This window comes from Aquitalea aquatica (genome assembly GCF_013911085.1).
Lineage (GTDB): Bacteria > Pseudomonadota > Gammaproteobacteria > Burkholderiales > Chromobacteriaceae > Aquitalea > Aquitalea aquatica.
The window spans coordinates 77307-95282 of the sequence record NZ_JACERN010000026.1 but is presented as its reverse complement, the minus strand read 5'-3'; the positions used below and the strand labels follow the sequence as shown (position 1 = coordinate 95282).

The following is a 17976-nucleotide window of genomic DNA, read 5'->3' as shown; positions in this document are numbered from 1 at the left end:
CCTCCGCACGGATAGCCCATGACCACCTCGCATTCTCGTTTTCTGCAGCAGGTACTGCAGCCGGCAGCGCTGGCGGAAACCAGCTGGACACTGGCGCACGGTGTCACCGCCCACTGGCATGATGACAGCGCCGTCGAACTGCGCCCGACCACACCGGCTGCCAACTACAGCTACATCCTGCTGTCCTGCGGCATACACGGCAACGAAACCGCGCCCGTCGAAGTAGTGGATGGCATCCTGGCCGATATCGCCAGCGGCCAGCTGCGCTTGCACCATCCCTTGCTGGTGCTGTTCGGCAATCCGCAAGCCATGCGTTGCGGTGAGCGCTATCTGGATTACGATCTCAACCGCCTGTTCAATGGCGCCCATCAGCAACATGCCGGACTACGTGAAGCCGAACGCGCCGCGCTGCTGGAGCAACACGCCAGCCGCTTTTTTGCTCAGGCAGGCCCAAACAACCCCAAATTGCATTACGACCTGCACACCGCCATTCGCGGTTCGGTCTACGAAAAATTTGCCATCTATCCCTTCTTGCATGGGCGCACGCACCGACGCAGCCAACTGGCCTGGCTGAAACATTGCGGCATCGAAGCCGTATTGCTGCACAGCAAGCCGGCCAACACCTTCAGCTACTACACCAGCCAGCAGCATCAGGCCCATGCCTTCACGCTGGAGCTGGGCAAGGCCAGGCCCTTTGGCGAGAACGACCTTAGCCGCTTTGCCGGCATCAATCACGCCCTGCACCAGTTGCTGGACGACAGCACACCCGCCCTGCCCGACTATCGCGATGGCGACTACCCCTTATTCTGTGCCAAGTACGACCTGATCAAGCACAGCGAAGCCTTCCGCCTGCACCTGGCCGCCAGTGTGGAAAATTTTACTGTCCTGCCGGATGGCTTTCTCATTGCCGAAGATGGCACACAGCGCTACATCGCCTGCGGCGGCGAGGAACGCATCCTGTTTCCCAACCCCACGGTGAAACCAGGATTGCGTGCCGGCATCGTAGTGGAGCCGGCCACGCTCACCGCCTGATGCTGCTCCCGCCCCCGCAATGAAAATGGCCACCCAAAGGGTGGCCATTTTCTTGGTAAGCCATGCAGGAAGACTCAGGACATATAGTTGAACAGCGACAGGCTGGTGACCTTGTTGTACACCAGCTGGCTGTATTTCAATGAAGTCTGGGTCTGGGTGAAGCTGGTAATGGCGCTGGGCATGTCCAGATCCTGCAGATCACTGATGCCGGACTTGTACTGCAGCCCAAGCTGGGTGCCCATGTCCTGCACGCTCTGGTTTTCCTGCCGGCGCGCACCAATCGACGCGATATTGGTAGACAGGTTTTTCTGTGCGGTATCCAGCGATGTCACGATAGCACCCATGGAAGTGCTGTAATTGGCCGGTTTGGGATTCTGGGCCAACAGATCATTCAATGACTTCAGCGCATCAAACACCGCAGTCGCACTGGAGGCGTTGCCAAACACATTGCTGCCGGCATCGGATATCTGCATGCTGCGCGAGGCACTGATAGGCACATTGCGCTGACCAGTATCCCCCTGATAAGTCGCGGTGTAGGTGGCATCCAGCACATAAGGGGGCGTATCCACCTTGTCGCCGCTAAACAGGTAATTGCCTTTGCCATCGGTGGCGTTGGCATAACCGGTCATTTCGGCAATACCTTCCTGCACCTGTTTCTGGATCATCAGCAACTGGTCCGAGGACAGCACGGTATTGCCCGCCTGGATGGCTACTGCCTTGATGCTGGTGAGCAGATTCGACGCATTGGTCAGCTGGGATTCGGCCAATGACAAGGTGGACTCCACCGCCTTGGTATTGGTGACGAACTGGCTGTTCATACCATCCGACTGATTCAGCTGCAAAATGCGTGCTGCCGCAACCGGATCATCAGCGGGGGTCACCACCCGCTTCTGGGTATCCAGCTGCATCTGCAGCGATTGCAATTGCGACTGCAGCGATTGCATGTCGTAGGTGCCGGTCATATAGGATGTTGCGGTACTGATTCTCATGATTCAACCCTCAGCTCAGCCGCCCATTTGCAGGATTTGCTGGAATAGTGTCTGCGCTATCTGCAGCACCTTGCCAGACGCCTGATAAGCCTGTTGATACTTGATCAGGTCAGCAGCTTCCTGATCCATGTTCACCCCGCTGACATTGGAACGCGAGGTCGTGGCCTGTTGCAGCAAGGTGGTCTGCGCCGTTGAGGCCAGCTTCACCGTATTGGTGGCATTCCCCACATAGCTGACCGTGGTGGAGTAATAAGTCTGGAATGACTGCAAGCCGCTATTGGTGCCGTCCTTGTTTTCATCAACGATCTTGCGCGTTTGCAACCCCATCATCTCCGCCAGATTATTGCCATTACCGATAACGGCAGTACCCGTTGGCACCGGCGAGACATTAATGGTCATGCCAGCCTGCATCTGGCCGGACAGCTGGAACTTGATACCCAGATCATTGGCCGGCGTGGCACTGTCCACCAGCTTGTAGCCATTAGAGATGGTCGGGTCTGGCACGACGTTAAAGGTCTGGCCATTATCTGGTCCGCCAGCCAAGGTCGCGGTAATACTGGTAGCCGAAGTGGCATTGATGGTCATGCCAGTCATACCGGTGACCGGGTGTGTTGTGGTCGAAGGCGGCGTCGAGGTATTGGCCCAACCATAGGTGCCAGGCATGCTGGCCCAGACTCCGGACAAGGTCACACCGGTGCCGGCAGGCGTTATACCACCCGCCCCCAGCCGCAAGGACGAAGACGCAGCCAGCTTTGACGGATCGGCCAGCAGCAGCTGCATATTGGCCACGGCATCTTGCGGATGGGTGGCGTAGCTGCTCATGTCAGCAAAGATCTGCCCGCCCTGATTACCCGACAAGTCACGCCCCAGCTGATTCTGATAATTCATTGCCGTGGTGAAGTCGATGGCCAGGGTGCCGAGCTTTTGCTGGGTGCTCAGCAATGTACCGTCGCGGAAAGACATATAACCAGCCAGCTGGCCACCCGACAGCGCCGAGCTGGGAATCACCGTGGCAGTGCCATTGGGATTGGGGTAGGTCACTTGCACATTCAGCGGGTTGGCAGGATCAGTCTGGGTACCCAGCTTGTTTACCTGGTTGCCCAGGACCAGCGCCTGACCATTACCGATAAACACGCTGTAAGTACCATCCGACTGTGCCACCGACTTGGCACTCACCAGCTTGTTCAACTGCTCCATGGCCTGATCGCGTTGATCCATCAGGTCGTTGGGCTGTTGCTGGCTATTGCTGGCGGCGGCAGCAGCGATCTGGTTGTTCAGGTCTGCAATATTCTGAGCCAGTGCATTGATGCTGTTGACGGTACTGGTAATCTGCGAATTGGCACCAGCTTGCATCTGGGACAAATTGTTGCCGATGGCGGTGAAGTTGGACACCAGCGCCTGCGACATATTGACCACGGTTTGCCGGCTGGGAATAGACGACGGATCTTGCGACAAGGTCTGCAGGCTGCTGTAAAAGCTCTGAAAAGAATTATTCAGCCCCACCGTCGGATCGGCCAGCAGATTGTTGATCTGATTCAGCTGCGACAACTGGCTGGAATAGAAGTTACTGCCCGCCTGTGCGTTCAATACTTGCGAATCGAGATATTTGTCGTAGATGCGGCTGACACCGGTGATGTCCACCCCCTGCCCCAGGTAGCCGAAGCCTTCCTGCTGTGGCATGCGCGCCGCCTGACTCATGACCTGACGGTTATAGCCCGGGGTATTGGCATTGGAAATGTTCTGGCCGACAACAGAAAGCGCAGTTTGTGCTGCATTCAGGCCGCTAACGCCAATGGAAAAAATGTTTGAGCCCATTATCGCCTCTCTGCTGTTTTATCGACCGCAACTGCTGAAACTTTAATCAAGAGCGCACCGATTGCTGCGCCAACGAAGCGGCCACATCCACCAGTTTGCGCGCATAGCGCGGATCGGTGGCATAACCACCGTTTTGCAAGCCCTGAGCGAAGCCCTGCACATTACGCCCCTGATTCAACGCGGCCTGATACCGCGGAGAACCTTTCAACAGGCTGGCGTAATCGCTGAATGCATCCGCATAGGAATCATACGAACGGAACTTCTCCACCTTCTTCTGTGCAGTGCCATTCACATATTCGGTGGTGGTAATGCTGGTGGACTTGCCTTGCCAGTCGCCTGTGGCCTTGATACCGAACAGATTGTGCGAATTGCTGCCATCTGCATTGCGAATAGCACGTTTACCCCAACCGCTTTCCAGCGCGGCATGCGCCACCACGAACTCTGGTGCCACACCCAGTTGCGAAGCTGCATTGCGTGCATGCGGCAACATGCCCTGAATGAAGCTCTTGCCATCACCACTGGCAACCGGGCTGCTGCTTGGAACCGTTGTCGCAGCCGCAGCATTCGGAAGCAGACCGGCACTAGCCGCCTCGCTCTGTGCTGCCTGATAGGCTTTCACGCCAGCCGATTGCATCACGCGCGTGGGGAGTACCGGGCTATTGGCCGACGGACGCAATTTGCTGGCATCCGTACCCGGATCAAAGCCGGACTGTTTGGCGATCTGTTTGTACACCAGATCAGCAATTCCCATCCCGCCAGCATGACTGAGCGACTGCACCATCTGCTGATCCAGCATGCCACGGTAAGTATCCATGGCTGAATCGCCCTCGTCGTCAAACTTGGTCTCGCGCATGGTTTTCAGCATGGTTCCCATCAACAGGGCTTCGAACTGCGACGCTGCTTCCTTGGCCGCCCCCTTGGGGTCCTTGGCCATGCGCGAACGCAGGCTGGACATCTGGGTGGGATCCACCGCCAGTTGCTGGTTCAGGGCATCGCTTGCCGAATAGGTACTGGAAAACTGCGTCGTCATTCTTCACTCCTCCACCCGGCTAAAAGCAAGAAGCGGGCCAATGAAAAAAGCCCCGTAACCGGGGCCTTTGACAGCAAGCAAAACAAGCGTCAGATGATCTGCAAATCCGCCTTGAGCGACCCGGCAGCCTTCATTGCCTGCAGAATGGAAATCAAGTCTTGCGGGGTAGCTCCCAGCGCATTCAATGCAGAGACAACCTGGTTGAGATTGGCGCTCTTGGCTACTTTCAGCACCTTGCCACCATCACTGCTGACATTGACGCTGGTCTGGTTGGTGGCAACCGTCTGCCCACCGGACAGTGCCGGCGGCTGGCTCACCTGAGGCGTATTGCTGATGGTCACTGTCAGGTTACCGTGCGCCACTGCACATGGCTCAAGCTGGACTGCCTGATTCATCACGATAGAGCCGGTACGGGCGTTGATGATGACCAGAGGGGAAACTTCTGCCGGGTCGACGGCAAGATTTTCCATTCGCGACAGAAACTGTACCCGCTGATTGGAATCGAAGGGGGCACGCACTTCCACCATGCCACCATCCACTGCCCGGGCAGTCCCACCGCCGAATGCTTTGTTGATAGCCTGCACCACACGGTTGGCCGTGGTGAAATTGGCTTCCTGCAATTCCAGATTGATAAATTCGCCACTCCCCAGCGCCGTAGGCACTTCACGCTCCACCGTGGCACCACCAGCAATCCGCCCCACACTGAGCTGATTGACCTGGGCCTTGCTGCCACCAGCAGCCGCTCCCGCGCCACCCACCAGCACATTGCCCTGAGCCATGCCGTAAATCTGTCCGTCAGCACCCTTAAGTGGTGACAGCAGCAAGGTGCCACCGCGCAGGCTCTTGGCATCGCCAATCGAAGACACGGTGACATCCAGCGCCTGGCCTTTGCGCGCAAAGGCCGGCAAGGTGGCAGTCAGGCTGACTGCCGCCACGTTCTTGGGATCGACCTTGGTTCCAGGCGGAATCTGCACACCCAACTGGGTCAGCATGTTCGATAGCGACTGACCGGTAAACGGCGAGGAAGTCACCTTGTCGCCGCTACCATCCAGCCCCACTACCAAGCCATAACCCAGCAATTGGTTGGAGCGCACGCCGGCGATATTGGTAATGTCCTTGAGCCGGTCGGCAGCCAGCACCTGCCCCCCCAGCATCAGCAGCAATGCTGCCAGCAACAATTTATTCATCATGTCATCCAGCCCGAGCCGCATCATTCAGATGGGGATGATGCTCAGGAAAAATTTGGCCAGCCAGCCCGGCTCGTTGTATAGACGGTTATTGCCCTTGGTTTCCTGCTCGATACGGGCATCGGCCACCTTGAGCGAGGATACCGAGCGATCGGCGGAGATATCTCGCGGGTTGACTACCCCGGACAGGCGAATGGATTCGGTATCGCCATTGATGCGTACCACTTTTTCACCGCTCACGACCAGATTGCCATTGGCCAACACTTCGATCACGGTAACGGTAATCGAGCTGACAAAGGTGGTGGCTACCTGATTGGTCCCCTTGCCGGTATTGCTGGCCGATCCGCTGCCGGTAATGGAAGCACCCATGCCCTTGCCCAGGCCGCCGGGCACAAAAGGCAGCTGGATACCACTATTCAGGCTTTCATTGAGTGCAGAAGAACGCGTAGCGGTGGTTTGTTCCGATTGCGAAGTCGAAGACTTTTCCTGAATGGTGATGGTAAGCGTATCGCCCACCAGCGCCGGCATCTTGTCTTCGAACATGGCACGGTAACTGCCTGTCTGGAAGATGGAACCATTGGCCGGCAAGGTACTGGCTTGCGGTTGCGGCCGGGCGGTCATCGGCAGCGTCACCAGCGGCGGTTCCTGCGCCGCACAGCCGGCCAGCATCAAGGCCAGCACACCCGGTATCATCCATTTCAGCATTTTCATCCCGCCCTCCTCGCACCGCCTGCCGGCCATCAGCCAGAACCGAATTTTAGCTTTTAAACACCGCCAGCAGAACCGGCAGCTTACATCTGCGTCAGCTTCTGCAGCATCTGGTCTGCGGTGGTGATCGCCTTGGAATTCATTTCAAACGAACGCTGCGCGGTAATCATGTTGACCAGCTCTTCCGTCACGTTGACGTTGGAACCTTCCAGGAAACCCTGCATGACCAATCCACGACTATCCGTACCCGGATCACCATCCTGCGGATCGCCCGAAGAAGCACTCTGCAAGTACAGATTATTACCAACGCTTTCCAGACCTTGTGGATTGATGAACGTCGTCAGCTGAATGGTGCCGGCGGTTTGCGGTGCCGGATTATTGGGCAGGAAATACTGCACCACACCTGCGGTGGAAACAGTAATTTGCGAGGCTGTGCTGGGGATATTGATATTGGGGTTCAACTGATAGCCATCCGAGGTGACGATGTCGCCACTGGAATTGCGCTTGAACTCGCCATCACGGGTATAGGCCGTGGTGCCATCCGGGCGCTGGATGCGGAAAAAACCGTCACCGGTAATCGCCCAGTCCAACGGCTGACTGCTTTGCGTCATATTGCCCTGGGTGAAGTTCTTGGCGGTGGCCACGGCAGTGGCGCCAGTACCCACCTGCAAACCGGTGGGCGTGGTGCTGCCGTCAGCCAGCTGCGCACCCGGCTGGCGCAAGGTCTGATAATAGAGGTCTTCGAAAATGGCGCGCCCGCGCTTGAAACCAACCGTGTTGACGTTGGCCAGGTTGTTGGAAATCACATCCAGATTGAACTGGCTGGAGTCCATCCCGGTCTTGGCAACATAAAGCGCACGCATCATGGCGGTATTTCCTCAGAATTCTTGATTTGTTATCAGTGTTGTAGTGACCAGGCCTTAGCCGATGGCCAGCAGCTGAGTGGCTTTCTGATCATTCTGATCAGCATTGGTCATCAGCTTGATATTCATGTCGTACTGGCGACCATGCGAGATCATCTGCACCAGGCTTTCCACCGCATTGACATTACTGGCTTCCAGCGTTTCCGGTACCAGCTTGACCGAGGTATCGGCAGTGGCGGTATCGCCCCCGTTCATGCGGAACAATCCATCCGGGCCTTTATACACATCCTTCACCGCGGGATTCACCAGCTTGATCTGCCCCAGCAGCTGCGGGGTGCGGTCTTTACCATTCTGCGGCACGCCCACCACCGAACCATCCTGCCCCAGTTGCACCCGATAGCCGGAGGGTACGGTAATCGGACCACCATCACCGGTGATGGGCAGGCCACTGCGGGTGCGCATCATGCCGTTAGCGTCCAGCACGTAGCCGCCGTCGCGGGTATAGGCTTCGCTGCCATCCGATGCCTGCACCGCAAAGAAACCGGGTGAACCCAGGGCAAAGTCGCTGGGACTGCCGGTATGCATCAGGCTGCCCTGGCTCATGTCATGGCCAATGGTATTGTCCACCACATAAGTACGGGTTGGTGCACCAGGACCAACCACCGGCAGCGCACGGAAGGAGGCCAGATCGGCCTTGAAGGCATTGGTATTGGCATTGGACAGATTGTTGGCCGTGGTGGCTTGCTGCAAATCGATGTGTTTGGCACCGGTCATGGCCAGGTACAGCATCTTATCCATTGTTTCCCCGCTTCCTTAGGCTGATCTGGCTGACATCAATTACAGATTGATGATGGTCTGCATCAAGGTGTCTTCGGTCTTGATGGTCTGGGCATTCGCCTGATAGAAGCGCTGTGCGGTAATCATGTTCACCAGCTCGGAGGTCAGGTCCACATTAGAGTCCTCCAGCGCTTGCGACTGCACGGTACCGGAGTTACCCGAGCCCGGCGCATTGTAGGCTGGCACACCGGAAGCCAGCGTTTGCTGCCAGCGGTTGCCGCCTTCGTTTTGCAGACCTTGCGAGTTGGTAAAGGTCGCCAGAGCCACCTGACCGATGACTTTGTTCTGGCCATTGGAGAAACTGGCCATGATATTGCCATGGGTATCGATATTCATGCTGCTCAGCGTACCCGGGGCATAACCATCTACCGTTTCAGTAGGTGTACCTGATGCCTGTGCCACCTGGGTGGAGCCGGTGTAATCGACGGTAAAGGTAACCGGTGCCGAAGAGCCATTTACCGGAGTCGGGGAGAAAGTGACACTGAACGGCGTGGTATTGGTCAGATTGCCGGACGTATCGTAATTCATGGTGTAGGTATTGGTACCGCTAGCCGGGCTGCCATCAACATAGGCAGTTACCGTCCACGGCGTGCCGGTGGTGGTAGCGGTGCCCTTGACGTAATACAGGGTCAGATTGTGCTGATTACCCAGGCTGTCATACACCTGTGCGGCATTCGACCAGTTGAAGCTGTTGGTATTGGTCGGATTCAACGGCGTGACCGTCGGCGGCGACAAGCGCGAATCCACATTCACGCCCATGGTGACCTTGGTAGTGACTGCCGGCGAAATCAGATTGGTTTGCAGCTTCAGGTCGGTTACCGGGCCCTGGGTTACCACGCCATTATTGGCCATCCAGCCTTGCAGGCGGTCGTTGCCATTGACGATGTAACCATCCTTGTCCACCTGGAATTGTCCATTGCGGGTATAGGCCAGCGAACCGGTGGTAGAAGTCGGATTCTGCCGCACAATGAAAAAGCCGTTGTTGTTGATGGCAAGGTCGAGGCTGCGGCCAGTCGGGGTGATGTTACCAGCACTGAAAGACTGGGTGACCGCACTCACCTGCGAGCCGATGCCGGCGCTGGTATTGGCCACACCATAAAAGCTGGTGGAGAACAGATCGCCAAACTCGGTGCGCGAACTCTTGAAGCCGACAGTGCTGGCGTTGGATACGTTGTTACCGATGGTATCCAGCTGCGAGGACGCCGAATTCAGACCGCTCAAACCTTGTTGAAAACCCATGTTATTACTCCCCGAAACCTGTTTGCGCTAATGACTTGATTAAGACAGCTGTGCAACGTTAGCCAGACCCACGCTGGTCCCGTCTTTCATGATCAGTTGCGGCGAGCCGCTAGCCCAGCTGACCGCGGTTACCGCCTGATTGGCATACGGCGTAGCCGTCACCGCAGCGCTGCTGGCACTGGTAGCCTTGGCACTGAAGGTATACTTACCGCTAGGCAACTGTTTACCGTTGGCATCCGTGCCATCCCAGTTGAAAGAGTTAAGTCCGCTGCTAGGGCTCTTCACTGTGAGGGTATCCACCACATTGCCATTGGCATCAGCAATACTGACGGTGTAGTCAGTGGCTGCGCCACTCAGATTCACCGCACCCTGCACATTGGAACCACTGGTCAGGCTCAGCGCATTGCCCGGCACCAGTGCTTGCTTGCCGATCATGGTGGCAGCCATCAGCGACTGGTTGGCAGCCTGCGACTGCACCAGGCTTTGCATAGCCGTGTTAAGCGTCTGCATACCCGATACTTGGCTGATCTGCGCCATCTGGCTGGTGATCTGGCTGTTATCCATCGGATTCATCGGATCCTGCGCCTGCAACTGCGTAACCAAGAGCTTGAGAAAGCGATCCTGGATACCCTGCGCACTGGTATCGGTATTGGCATTGGTCGAGCTGGTGCTGCTGCCAGATGTGCTGGAGCTGCCGTTCAGCATCGCATACGGATTGGCCGAGGAATTAACCGAGCTGGTCATGGCTGCTGCCTTTCATCACTGTCCAAGCTGCAGGGTCTTCTGCAGCAGGGTTTTGGCGGTATTCATCATTTCCACATTGGTCTGATACGAGCGCGAGGCGGAAATCATGTCGGACATTTCCTCAACCGGATTGACATTGGGCATGTTGACATAGCCCTTTTCGTCCGCCAGAGGGTTGCTGGGGTCGTACTTCAGCCGCGGCGGGGTCTGGTCTTCCACGATGGAAGTCACCCGCACACCAGCCACTTGCGGTTGATCAGCGGATACCGGCAAGGCGGTAAACACTACGTGGCGGCCCTTGTAAGGCTGACCGGTAGAGCTGGTGGCACTTTCCGCATTGGCGATATTGCTGGCCACCACGTTCAGACGCATGGACTGGGCAGTCAGCGCCGAACCGGAAATGGCGAAAATATTAGCGAGCGACATGGTTACTGGCCTCCACCGGTAATGGCGGTATTCAGACTGGAAATACGTTTACTCAGGAAGGTGAGCGTGGTCTGGTATTGCAAGGCGTTATCGGCAAAGGCCGCACGCTCCACATCCATATCCACCGTGTTGCCGTCCAGACTTTGCTGTACCGCATTGCGATACTGCACAGCGGGTTTGCCAGCACTGCCAGCACCCGTACCAGCCAGATGGCGTGTATCGGTCACATTCATCGCCAGCTTGCCCTGTCCATCCTGTGCCGACTGCAAGGCCTGCTTGAAATCAAAATCGACTGCTTTGTAATTGGGGGTATCGGCGTTGGCCACATTGCTGGCAATGACTTCCTGGCGATAGGCGCGCAGATTGAGCGCTCGCTGCTGAAAATCGAATTCCTTGCCAATCTTGTCCAACATGACCTTACCTCCTTGAATACGTCCCCATCCTTAGCAGGAACTGTGCCAGAACAAACAACCCATACAGACCATTGATTTTATTGGACTCAACCTATCCACCAACCACCAGGCAAGCCCCATCCACCGGCAGGAGCGGCAAGTTTTGCCGCCATCTGCGCCCCGCTGCCGCTGCCACCAAAACAAAACCGCCGACGGCCCAGGGCGTCGGCGGTTTTGATTCGGCCTTGAAAAACAGCCGGCAAACAGCTGCTAGTCTGCGCGCAGCTCGAAATCGTGGCTGATATCTGCCGTCTTGCCCAACATGATAGAGGCCGAGCAGTATTTTTCGGCCGACAACTTGATGGCCCGCTCCACCACCTCGGGCTTGAGATCCCGCCCAGTCACCACAAAATGAAAATGGATCTTGGTGAATACCTTGGGTTCGGTCTCGGCGCGCTCGGCTTCCATCTCCACCCAGCAATCGGTCACCTGCTGGCGGGATTTTTTCAGGATGGAAATCACGTCATAACTGGTACAGCCGGCGGTACCCAGCAGCAGCAACTCCATCGGACGCGGCCCCAGATTGCGGCCACCGCCTTCCGGTGCACCATCCATCACCACCGCATGGCCGCTACCGCTCTCGCCCATGAAGCACACGCCATCCACCCATTTGAGTCTTGCTTTCACTGCTCCATCCTTCCGCTTTTGTTCAGCGCAAATCCGCTTAATCGCCACAGACTATCATTCCCGATTTGGGCAGACAAAGATTCACCGGTAAAATGGAAAGATTGACCTGTTATAAAGCCATCATGCTGGTACTTGGAATCGAATCATCGTGCGACGAAACCGGCGTTGCACTGTACGACCTCACGGCGGGCCTGGTTGCCCACCAACTACATACGCAAATGGCCATGCACGCCGAATACGGTGGCGTGGTGCCTGAACTGGCCAGCCGCGACCACATCCGCCGGGTCATCCCGCTCACCGAAGCCTGCCTGGCTGAAGTTGGCAAGACCCTGGCCGATGTGGATGCCATTGCCTACACCCAGGGCCCCGGCCTGGGCGGTGCCCTGCTGGTAGGGGCCAGCGTGGCCAATGCACTGGCCTTTGGCCTGAACATTCCGGTGATCGGCGTCCATCATCTGGAAGGCCATTTGCTGTCGCCGCTGCTGGCGGAGCCGCGGCCGGACTTTCCCTTCATCGCCCTCTTGGTTTCCGGCGGCCACACCCAGCTGATGGCCGTACGCGGCATCGGCCAGTACGAGGTGCTGGGCGAAACCCTGGACGATGCAGCCGGCGAAGCCTTCGACAAGACGGCAAAACTGCTGGGGCTGCCCTATCCCGGCGGCCCGCTGCTGTCGCGTCTCGCCGAAGAGGGAGATCCGACCCGCTTCAATCTGCCACGCCCCATGCTGCACAGCGACAACCTGGACATGAGCTTCTCCGGCCTCAAGACTGCCGTGCTGACATTGAGCAAGCAGGTGGAAGCCGAGCATGGCCAGATCGACGAACAAACGCGCAAAGACATCTGCCGCGCCTTTCAGGATGCCATCGTCGAAGTGCTGGTGAGCAAATCGCTGAAAGCCCTGAAACAGACCGGCATGAGAAAGCTGGTGGTGGCTGGTGGCGTAGGTGCCAACAAGCAGCTGCGCGCCGCACTGGATCAGGCTGCGGCCCGGCGCAAGCTGGAGGTGTTCTACCCGCCTCTAGCCCTGTGTACCGACAACGGCGCCATGATTGCCTTTGCCGGCGCCATGCGACTGCAATACGCCACAGCACCCGGCAGCTATTCAATCAAACCACGCTGGGACCTGTCCGGCCTGCCCGCTGCCTAAATCACCCCGCCGGCGCAGCCTGCTGCGTCGGCCTGACAACCCGATCATGATCCAACTGAAAAACCTCAGCCTGCGTCGCGGCCTGAAAGAATTACTGGTCAACGCCAGCCTGACCCTGAACCCCGGCTACAAAACCGGCCTGGTCGGGGCCAATGGTGTCGGCAAATCCAGCCTGTTTGCCCTGCTCAAGGGCGAATTACATGCCGATGGCGGTGATGCTGACATCCCCAAGCAATGGGTGATGGCCCATGTGGCGCAGGAAACGCCAGCACTGGATACCGCGGCCATCGATTACGTGCTGGATGGCGACCACGAGCTACGCCAGCTGGAGGCTGAACTCGCCGCTGCCGAAGCGCGCGACGATGGCAGCGCCATTGGTCATCTGCACGGCGAACTGGCGCGCATCGAGGCCTACTCCGCCCCGGCCCGCGCCGCCAAGCTGCTGACCGGCCTGGGCTTCGCCACCGAAGCCCACCAGCGTGCAGTCAAAAGCTTCTCCGGCGGCTGGCGCATGCGGCTGAACCTGGCGCAGGCGCTGATGTGCCGCTCCGACCTGCTGCTGCTGGATGAACCGACCAACCACCTGGATCTGGAAACCGTGCTGTGGCTGGAAGACTGGCTGCAAAGCTATCCGGGCACCTTGCTGATCATCTCGCATGATCGCGATTTCCTCGACAGCATCTGCAGCCATATCGCCGAAGTGGCCAACCAGACCCTGACGCTGTACACCGGCAATTACAGCCAGTTTGAAACCATGCGTGCGGAAAAGCTGGCGCGCCAGCAGGGTGAGTTCGACAAGCAGCAACGCCAGATTGCCCATCTGGAATCCTTCATCACCCGCTTCAAGGCCAAGGCCACCAAGGCCAAACAGGCGCAAAGCCGAGTCAAGGCACTGGAAAAACTGGAGCGTATCGCTCCGGCTCACGTGGCATCGCCCTTCGATTTTCACTTCGACAGCCCGGACAATCTGCCTAACCCGCTATTGCGGCTGGACAAGGTGAATATCGGCTACGGTGCCACCACCATCTTGCAAGGCTTGTCGCTGTCAGTGGAAGCCGGCAGCCGCATTGGCCTGCTGGGGGTGAATGGTGCCGGTAAATCCACGCTGGTGAAGCTGCTGGCGGGCGACCTGCCGCAACAGGCGGGCGAGCTGATCAAGGCGCAAACGCTGAAGATTGGCTATTTTGCCCAGCACCAGCTGGAAACCCTGCGCGTGGACGAGTCGCCGCTGCAGCATATGCAACGACTGGCCCCCACCGCACGCGAGCTGGAACTGCGCAGCTTTCTGGGCGGCTTCAATTTCCGTGGTGACAACGCGACCGACCTGGTCGGCCCGATGTCCGGCGGCGAAAAGGCCAGGCTGGCATTGGCGATGATCGTCTGGCAAAAGCCCAATCTCTTGCTGCTGGACGAACCGACCAACCATCTGGACCTGGAAATGCGCCACGCGCTGACGCTGGCCCTGCAGGACTTCTCCGGTGCGCTGATCGTGGTTTCCCACGACCGCAGCCTGCTGGAGTCCACCACCGACCTGTTCTGGCTGGTCAGCGGCGGCACGGTCACCCCGTTTGACGGCGATCTGGAAGACTATCGCCAGTGGCGGCTGGCCCAGCTGGCAGAAAGCGGCAAACCGTCCAGCGGCGACGCCCAGGCGGTCAACCGCAAGGAACAGAAGCGGCAGGAAGCCGAAGCCCGACAAAAGCTGGCCCAACTGAAAAAGCCGCTACTGAGCAAGCTCGCCAAGCTGGAAAAGCAGCTGGAACAGCTCAGCAGTGAAAAAAACCAGCTGGACGCCTTCATGTCTGGCGAAGAAGCCTACTCGGATGCCAACAAAAGCAAGCTGGCCGAGGCGGTCAAACGGCTGGGCGTGGTCAGCAGTGAACTGGCCCAGGTAGAGGAAGACTGGATGCTGCTGCAAGAAGAACTGGAAGCGCTGGAAAACAACATGGACAGCGCGGACTAAACGCGGCTAACAAGTGCCTTGCACCGCTGGGGCAAGGCGCGCCGACGCCGACAGTAGCAGCAGTATGGCCAGGAGGCGCAAGGCCGCAACAGTTTTTGCTTAGCGGCGCTAAAGCTTGCCACCAGCGCGGCTGGGCCGGTGCCACCGACCCATGCCTCTTGCCGCCGGCTGCAATTATCCACAGCAATCAGCGGATAACTCTGTGGATAAGTACTGAACAAATAAAAAAAGTCTTTTTACCTTAACAACTTGCCGAAACTGCTCACTAAAAAGGCAGAATAGGTCAAGTTGGCTACTGATTATCTGTCCTGGGTACTTCCCTGCCTGCCAGATTGCAAGAAATAAACACAAACCATTGATATTAATGGATATATTCTGCTTATCTTTATTTTTTCAGCAGCCATTATGAAAAAATATATGCCATCAAGATGGCAGTCCAAGCACCGCTCCACCCAGCAGTAACAGCCTACCCTGCGCGGCGCAGCAACTTGCCCGGATTCATGATGTTATTGGGATCAAATACCGCCTTGACCCCGCGCATCAGTGCAATGTCGGCAGCACTGCGCGTTACCCCCAGATAATCGCGCTTCAACAGCCCTACGCCATGCTCGGCCGACATGCTGCCAGCAAACTCGGCTACCAGAGCAAATACCTGCTTGTTAACCGCCTCACAGGCATGACGAAATTCTTCCAGTGCCCAGCTTTCAGGCTTCAGCACATTGATATGCAGATTGCCATCGCCAATATGGCCATACCACAGCACTTCGAAATCCGGGTAATCACGGGCCAGCAAGGCTTGTAGCCGCGACACGAAATCCGGCAGCCGGCTGATCACCACCGCGATGTCGTTCTTGTAAGGTGTACGCGGCGTAATGGCAGCACTGATGCCCTCGCGCAAGCGCCACAGCGCCTTGGCCTGCTGCTGCGACTGCGCCAGCACACCATCCACCACCCAGCCTTGCTCCAGGCAATGCTCAAATGCCTGCAACACCGGCGCATCGTCCGCCGATGGCGGCAATTCGCACTCCAGCAGCACATAAAAAGGCTGCCGCTCCGCTAGTGGTGGCTGCGCCTGCTCGGCTGCCAACACATGAGTCAAGGCCTGATCGGAGAAAAACTCGAAGGCTTGCAAGGTGAGCCGGCTGCGAAAGGCATGGAACACCGCCATGATGTCGGGCAATTGCGGTACGGCCAGCAGCAATACCGCAGAGGGTGGTGCCGGATCACACAGGCGCACCGTGGCCTCCACCACCAGCCCCAGCGTGCCTTCCGAACCGATAAACAGGTGGCGGAAGTCATAGCCGCTATTGTTCTTGTTGAGGCCCTGATTGCACTGCAGCAGCTCACCGCTGCCGGTTACCACCGTCAGGCCGGCAATCCAGTCGCGGGTCATGCCATAACGCACCACGCGGATGCCGCCAGCGTTGGTGGCGATATTGCCACCGATCTGGCTGGAGCCACTGGAAGCAAAATCCACCGGATACAGCAGCCCCTGCTCCTGGGCAAAGGCCTGCAGCGCAGCCGTGACCACGCCCGCCTGGCAGCGTACGGTACGCGCCAGCGGGTCGAACTGGTCGATACGATTCATCCGCTCGAAGGACAACACCACCTCGCCCTGCGCTGCCACGGCACCGCCGGACAAGCCGGTACGACCGCCGGACGGCACAATGGCAACACCCTGCGAATTGGCCCAGCGCACCACGGCCTGCACTTCCTCAATACTGAGCGGGAACACCACTGCCGCGGCCTGTGGCCTGGTGTAGCGGGTCCAGTCCTGGCCGTAACGCTCCAGCGTATCGGCATCGCAATGAATACGCTCAGCAGGAATGATGGCTTGCAAGGCAGAAAGTTGGGGCGAGGTGAGCACGACAAGATCCAGACAGAAAAGTGGCAGCGGCTACCATAGCACGCGGCAAAACAAATAAAAAAGCCGCTTACCTTAGGAAGGAAAGCGGCCTGCATCACATCGTGACTGTCAGCAAGAATCAGGCAACAGCACCCTGCTTTTGCAGGATGGATACCAGTTCGGCAATCTTGCGCTTGAGTTCGCGGCGATCGACGATCATGTCGATGGCACCCTTTTCCAGCAGGAATTCCGAACGCTGGAAGCCTTCTGGCAGGGTTTCGCGCACGGTTTGCTCGATCACGCGCGGACCGGCAAAACCAATCAGCGCACCCGGCTCGCCAATCACCACATCGCCGAGGAAGGCGAAGGAGGCAGAAACGCCACCCATGGTGGGATCAGTCAGTACCGAGATGAAAGGCAGCTGATGATCGGTCAGCAACTGCAGCGCAGCACTGGTCTTGGCCATCTGCATCAGCGAATTCAGGCCTTCCTGCATGCGAGCACCACCGGATGCCGCCACGCAGATGAACGGTGCCTTGGCCTCGATGGCAGCCTGTACGCCGCGCACAAAGCGCTCACCCACTACCGAGCCCATGGAGCCGCCGATGAAACGGAACTCAAAAGCAGCGACGACAGCAGGCATGGAATGGATGCTGCCCTGCATCACCACCAGCGCATCGTCTTCGCCGGTGCTGCTTTGTGCGGCAGCCAGACGGTCGGGATAGCGCTTGCCATCCTTGAATTTGAGGATGTCGACCGGCTTGACCTCGGCACCGATTTCACGGCGGCCTTCGTCATCCAGCAGGACATCCAGCCGCTGACGGGCATTCAGCGGGTGGTGATGATTACATTTCGGGCAAACCTGCAGATTGCTCTCCAGGTCGGTGTAATACAGTACGGCTTCACATGCCGGGCACTTGCTCCACAGCCCCTCCGGTACCGCTGAAGGCTTGTCAGCGCGGGAATCGCGCTTGATCTTCGGCGGCAGGAGCTTGTTCAACCAGCTCATGCTGACTCCTTGCTCAACACAACCCGGCCGGGTAAGCCGGGTTGTCAGTAAAACGGGGTGT

At 57.9% G+C, this 17976-nt stretch carries 17 protein-coding genes; 3 read left to right on the top strand and 14 right to left on the bottom strand.

Annotated elements, in window-relative coordinates:
* Positions 1–18: 18 nt before the first annotated feature.
* Positions 19–1032, top strand: a complete 1014-nt coding sequence (gene astE / locus H2Z84_RS10000) for a succinylglutamate desuccinylase (protein WP_181835871.1) — start codon at positions 19–21, stop codon at positions 1030–1032.
* A gap of 74 nt (positions 1033–1106) precedes the next feature.
* Here astE and flgL read toward each other — a convergent pair whose 3' ends face one another.
* The 12 genes from flgL to H2Z84_RS09940 form a co-directional block, all read right to left on the bottom strand.
* Positions 1107–2021, bottom strand: a complete 915-nt coding sequence (flgL, locus tag H2Z84_RS09995; RefSeq protein ID WP_181835870.1) for a flagellar hook-associated protein FlgL — start codon at positions 2019–2021, stop codon at positions 1107–1109.
* Between the two features lie 15 nt (positions 2022–2036).
* Positions 2037–3836 carry a flagellar hook-associated protein FlgK gene (flgK, locus tag H2Z84_RS09990; RefSeq protein WP_181835869.1) on the bottom strand — a complete coding sequence of 600 codons (1800 nt, stop codon included), beginning with the start codon at positions 3834–3836 and terminating at the stop codon, positions 2037–2039.
* Between the two features lie 46 nt (positions 3837–3882).
* Positions 3883–4866, bottom strand: coding sequence for a flagellar assembly peptidoglycan hydrolase FlgJ (gene flgJ / locus H2Z84_RS09985; protein ID WP_181835868.1), 984 nt, complete (start codon positions 4864–4866; stop codon positions 3883–3885).
* An 89-nt stretch (positions 4867–4955) separates the two neighbouring features.
* On the bottom strand, positions 4956–6053 hold the full coding sequence (locus H2Z84_RS09980) for a flagellar basal body P-ring protein FlgI (protein WP_181835867.1): 1098 nt from the start codon (positions 6051–6053) through the stop codon (positions 4956–4958).
* A gap of 27 nt (positions 6054–6080) precedes the next feature.
* Positions 6081–6764, bottom strand: coding sequence for a flagellar basal body L-ring protein FlgH (locus H2Z84_RS09975; protein ID WP_181835866.1), 684 nt, complete (start codon positions 6762–6764; stop codon positions 6081–6083).
* 80 nt (positions 6765–6844) lie between these two features.
* Positions 6845–7627 (bottom strand): flagellar basal-body rod protein FlgG, encoded by a 783-nt coding sequence (gene flgG / locus H2Z84_RS09970; RefSeq protein ID WP_181835865.1) that lies wholly within the window; start codon positions 7625–7627, stop codon positions 6845–6847.
* A gap of 54 nt (positions 7628–7681) precedes the next feature.
* Positions 7682–8422 (bottom strand): flagellar basal body rod protein FlgF, encoded by a 741-nt coding sequence (locus H2Z84_RS09965; protein ID WP_181835864.1) that lies wholly within the window; start codon positions 8420–8422, stop codon positions 7682–7684.
* Between the two features lie 39 nt (positions 8423–8461).
* Positions 8462–9700 (bottom strand): flagellar hook protein FlgE, encoded by a 1239-nt coding sequence (gene flgE, locus H2Z84_RS09960; protein ID WP_181835863.1) that lies wholly within the window; start codon positions 9698–9700, stop codon positions 8462–8464.
* A 39-nt stretch (positions 9701–9739) separates the two neighbouring features.
* Positions 9740–10444: a flagellar hook assembly protein FlgD gene (locus tag H2Z84_RS09955; protein ID WP_181835862.1), complete on the bottom strand. Its 705-nt coding sequence runs from the start codon at positions 10442–10444 to the stop codon at positions 9740–9742.
* 15 nt (positions 10445–10459) lie between these two features.
* Entirely contained in the window at positions 10460–10870 is a 411-nt protein-coding gene (flgC, locus tag H2Z84_RS09950) for a flagellar basal body rod protein FlgC (protein ID WP_103525084.1), read from the bottom strand.
* Positions 10871–10872: 2 nt separating this feature from the next.
* The gene (gene flgB, locus H2Z84_RS09945; RefSeq protein WP_103525083.1) at positions 10873–11283 is read right to left on the bottom strand and encodes a flagellar basal body rod protein FlgB; all 411 of its coding nucleotides are present in this window, start codon (positions 11281–11283) and stop codon (positions 10873–10875) included.
* 249 nt (positions 11284–11532) lie between these two features.
* A complete protein-coding gene (locus H2Z84_RS09940; RefSeq protein ID WP_103525082.1) occupies positions 11533–11949 on the bottom strand; it encodes an OsmC family protein in 417 nt (138 codons plus the stop codon).
* 122 nt (positions 11950–12071) lie between these two features.
* Between H2Z84_RS09940 and tsaD the strand changes: the two genes are divergently transcribed.
* The gene (tsaD, locus tag H2Z84_RS09935) at positions 12072–13097 is read left to right on the top strand and encodes a tRNA (adenosine(37)-N6)-threonylcarbamoyltransferase complex transferase subunit TsaD (RefSeq protein WP_181835861.1); all 1026 of its coding nucleotides are present in this window, start codon (positions 12072–12074) and stop codon (positions 13095–13097) included.
* A 46-nt stretch (positions 13098–13143) separates the two neighbouring features.
* Positions 13144–15060 carry an ATP-binding cassette domain-containing protein gene (locus H2Z84_RS09930; RefSeq protein WP_181835860.1) on the top strand — a complete coding sequence of 639 codons (1917 nt, stop codon included), beginning with the start codon at positions 13144–13146 and terminating at the stop codon, positions 15058–15060.
* Between the two features lie 466 nt (positions 15061–15526).
* Here the strand turns inward: H2Z84_RS09930 and H2Z84_RS09925 are convergent, their stop codons facing one another.
* Complete coding sequence (locus H2Z84_RS09925; protein ID WP_181835859.1) at positions 15527–16927, bottom strand: D-2-hydroxyglutarate dehydrogenase; 1401 nt, start codon at positions 16925–16927, stop codon at positions 15527–15529.
* Positions 16928–17045: 118 nt separating this feature from the next.
* The gene (gene accD, locus H2Z84_RS09920; protein WP_181835858.1) at positions 17046–17915 is read right to left on the bottom strand and encodes an acetyl-CoA carboxylase, carboxyltransferase subunit beta; all 870 of its coding nucleotides are present in this window, start codon (positions 17913–17915) and stop codon (positions 17046–17048) included.
* Positions 17916–17976 lie beyond the last annotated feature (61 nt).